The organism is Microbacterium sp., from assembly GCF_036277215.1.
Taxonomy (GTDB): domain Bacteria; phylum Actinomycetota; class Actinomycetes; order Actinomycetales; family Microbacteriaceae; genus Microbacterium.
In genome coordinates this window covers 1-3,695 of the sequence record NZ_DASUNI010000269.1, presented here as the reverse complement: position 1 = coordinate 3,695, position 3,695 = coordinate 1, and the positions used below count along the sequence as shown (strand labels likewise).

Sequence of the window (3,695 nt, the reverse complement as noted above, 5' to 3'; positions counted from 1 at the left end):
TGCCAGTAGGTGAACTGCAGGGCGGGGATCATGGCCATCGCGATCACCGGGATCGACAGCACGACGGCTCCGATGAGTCGGTGACGCAGGGAGGTGAGCTCGCGATCCTCCGGGTCGGCATCGGCGGATGCCGGCGGTTGTGGGAGTGCGGCGGAGTATCCGGTCTTCTCCACCTCGGCGATGAGCGTGCCGGCATCGAAACCTGCCGGGGCTGACACGACCGCCTTCTCGGTGGCGTAGTTGACGCTCGCGGTGACCCCGTCCAGCCGGTTGAGCCTCTTCTCGATCCGGTTGGCGCATGACGCGCAGGTCATGCCGCCGATCTCGAGCTCGATGCGGGAGCGCTGCGCGACGGGGACGTCGCCCGCGCCGGCCGCGAGCGCAGCGGCCGGGCCCACGCGCCCGGAGGCTCCGGACGACGCGCCAGCGGCGTTTGGAGGGGGCGTGGGGACCATCAGACGCGCACCGCCTCGTAGCCCGCCTCGTCGACGGCCGCCAGGACGGCGTCGTCATCGAGGGGGAGCGCCGAGGTGACCAGGAGCCGCCCGTCGGATGCGCTCACGTCGATGCGCTCCACACCGTCGAGCTTGGACACCTCGCCGCGCACCGCCGATTCGCAGTGCCCGCAGCTCATGCCCGTCACGCGGAACTCGTTCGTAGTGGTCATGTCGTCTCGCCTTCGTCGCAAATACCCCTGGGGGGTAGGTTCCTGGTCTCAACCCTATACCGGGCTGGGGTATGCCGGGCGCGATCGCGGACGGAGCTCGAGCGGGACGGTGCTGCAACGCGCACCGAACGGAGGGCGCCGAGGCGCGGCATCCGCTCTCGCGTGAAGTGGAACTGCGGTTCATAACGATTTGACTGCGTTACACATCGTTAACAAATGGCAACATTGGCACGACCCGCGCGCGGTTAGGTTTGTCAGAACTGGATCGGCGCCCGAGTCGAATCCGCGTTCATTCACAGCAAGGAGCAACATGAGCGTCTTTTCCCGAGGCACTGCCTCCCGCTCGCGCGTGCGGACGGTGATCGGCGGTATCGCCATTGCCGGCGCCAGCGCCCTCGTCCTCGCCGGCTGCGCCGGTGGCGGCGGCACCGCCGAGCCTTCGGAGCCGGCCGCGCCCGCTGAGGACCTCACCCTCAAGATCGGCACGATCCTGCCCCAGACCGGCAGCCTCTCCTTCCTCGGCCCGCCCGAGGAGGCCGGCGTCGGCCTGGGCGCACAGGAAGTGAACGACTACGCCGAGACCACGGGTCTCACCATCGACGACATCGTGTGGGGCGACTCGGGTGACACCGACAACAAGGCCTACTCGACCACGATCCAGACCCTCATCTCCGACGGGGTGACCGCCGCGATCGGCGCCGCATCGTCCGGTGTGACGAAGCTGTTCCTGGACGACGCTGTCGCCGCGGGCATCATCACCTTCTCGCCGGCCAACACGTCGCTGGACTTCACGGCGTGGGACGACAACGGCCTGTACTGGCGCACCGCCCCCTCCGACACCCTGCAGGGCGAGGTGCTCGGCAACCTTCTCGCCGAGGACGGCCACAGCAACGTCGCGGTCCTGTACCAGAACGACTCGTACGGCACCGGCCTGAACGAGGTGTTCAAGGAGGTCTTCACGGCCACCGGCGGCACCGTCGTCGAGGAGCAGTCCTACAACACGGGCGACACGACGTTCGACGCGCAGATCAGCGCGCTGCTCGCCTCGAACCCCGACGCCATCCTGCTGATCACGTTCGACGAGATCTTCACGATCGGTCCGGCACTGGTCGCAGCGGGCTACCCCGCCGAGGACCTCTACCTCGTGGACGGAAACCTGAAGCAGTTCGGTTCCGACGCGAAGTGGCCCGCCGGTGTGAGCCTCGAAGGCGCCAAGGGCACCACGCCCGCCGGCCCGATCGAGGCTGACGAGGAGTTCCAGACCGCAGTGAGCGACTGGTGGGTTGCCGAGGGCAACGCCGCGCTGACCGACTTCTCCTACGCGAACGAGTCGTACGACGCGGTCATCCTGCTCGCGTTGGCGTCGCTGGCGGCCGGCTCGGTCGAGCCCGCCGACGTCGCAGCGAAGCTGCAGGAAGTCTCGGGTGGCACCGGAGACGGGGAGAAGTGCACCACCTACGCCGAGTGCGCAGACCTCATCCTCGCGGGTGAGACGGCGGACTACGACGGCAAGTCCGGTCCGATCACGTTCGACGAGAACGGCGACCCGACTGAGGCGACCGTCGGCATCTTCCAGTACGGTGCCGACAACCTGTTCGAGCGCATCGGCTGATCCAGCCGCACGCAGCGAGGGCCCCGGAGCGATCCGGGGCCCTTCGCGTTGCCGGCTCGGGATCGCCTGAACCCGTGCCTCACGCGAGCCATGCCTGGACCGCGAACCCATGCCTCGCCGGCCAGCCCATGCGTTCTCGTGCGCCGGAGCGCATGGGTTCGCGGGGAACGGGTGGGTTCGGAGGAGGACGGGCGGAGCTCGGCCCGGGACGACAGAACAGCGGATGCCGAGGCATCCGCTGTCCGTCTGATGCGACGTGGCGTCGCGAACGGCGCTACGGCGCTTCGGTGCCGAGCGTTCCGAGGTACAGCCCGATGACCTTCGGGTCGTTCAGCAGCGCGCGGCCGCTGCCCTCGTAGGCGTCCCGGCCCTGGTCGAGGACGTAGCCGCGATCGCAGATCTGCAGGCAGCGGCGGGCGTTCTGCTCGACCATGATGGTCGTGACGCCGGCCTTGTTGATGTCGGAGACGCGGATGAAGGCGTCGTCCTGCCGAACCGGTGACAGGCCGGCGGACGGCTCGTCGAGCAGCAGCACGGCGGGGTCCATCATCAGGGCCCGCGACATCGCCACCATCTGGCGTTCGCCGCCGGAGAGTGAACCGGCGCGCTGCTTGAGGCGCTTGCCCAGTTCGGCGAAGATGCCCGTCACGAACTCCAGGCGCTCGCTGTAGGTCTTCGGAGCCTGGTACAGCCCCATCTGCAGGTTCTCCTCGATCGTGAGCGAGGGGAACACGTTGTTGGTCTGCGGCACGAAGCCGACACCGCGCTGCACGAGCTTGTCGGACTTCAGCCCGACCACACTCTCACCGTTGACCGTGATGGTGCCTTCGCGCACCTTGACCATGCCGAAGACGGCCTTCAGCAGCGTCGACTTGCCGGCGCCGTTCGGGCCGATGATGCCGATCAGCTCACCCTTGCGGGCGTAGAGGTTGGCACCGTTGAGGATGTTGACGCCCGGAAGGTATCCCGCGACGACGTCCTTGAGCTCGACCACCATCCGGTCGGTCTTGCCCTCGGCCATTGCCGATGCGCCGGTGGACCCGGTGCTCGTCGATGCCATCACTTGCCCTCCTCGGCCTCGGCGATGGAGGCCTCTTCGGCTTCCTTGATCTCTTCGAGCAGCTCCTCGCCGGCAGCGCCGAGTTCACCCTCGACCCGGCCCGTGAAGACGCCGAGGTCGACATCCTGGTGGCTGCCCAGGTAGGCGTCGATGACGGCCTGGTCGTGCATGACCGTCTCGGGCGGACCCTCGGCGACGATGCGGCCTTCCGCCATGACGATGACCCAGTCGGCGATGTGGCGCACCATGTGCATGTCGTGCTCGACGAACAGCACTGTCATGCCGAGGTCCTTCAGGTCGAGGATGTGATCGAGCAGCGACTCGGTGAGCGCGGGGTTGACCCCGGCCATCGGCTC

General features: G+C 67.9%; 4 protein-coding genes and 1 pseudogene. 1 reads left to right on the top strand and 4 read right to left on the bottom strand.

Translation table 11 applies throughout. From position 1 onward, the window contains the following. A partial coding sequence (locus VFX99_RS13395; RefSeq protein WP_329666792.1) for a heavy metal-associated domain-containing protein occupies positions 1-314 on the bottom strand: 314 nt, incomplete at its 3' end. A 140-nt stretch (positions 315-454) separates the two neighbouring features. Next, on the bottom strand, positions 455-667 hold the full coding sequence (locus VFX99_RS13390; protein ID WP_329666790.1) for a heavy-metal-associated domain-containing protein: 213 nt from the start codon (positions 665-667) through the stop codon (positions 455-457). A 310-nt stretch (positions 668-977) separates the two neighbouring features. Between VFX99_RS13390 and VFX99_RS13385 the strand changes: the two genes are divergently transcribed. Beyond that, positions 978-2,279 (top strand): ABC transporter substrate-binding protein, encoded by a 1,302-nt coding sequence (locus VFX99_RS13385; protein ID WP_329666789.1) that lies wholly within the window; start codon positions 978-980, stop codon positions 2,277-2,279. A 274-nt stretch (positions 2,280-2,553) separates the two neighbouring features. On the opposite strand, the gene VFX99_RS13380 is transcribed toward VFX99_RS13385, so the two are convergent. Both VFX99_RS13380 and VFX99_RS13375 read right to left on the bottom strand, forming a co-directional pair. Continuing rightward, a complete protein-coding gene (locus tag VFX99_RS13380; RefSeq protein ID WP_329666791.1) occupies positions 2,554-3,300 on the bottom strand; it encodes an ABC transporter ATP-binding protein in 747 nt (248 codons plus the stop codon). A gap of 38 nt (positions 3,301-3,338) precedes the next feature. Continuing rightward, positions 3,339-3,695 (bottom strand): annotated as a pseudogene (locus VFX99_RS13375) (ABC transporter ATP-binding protein); the annotation flags it as partial.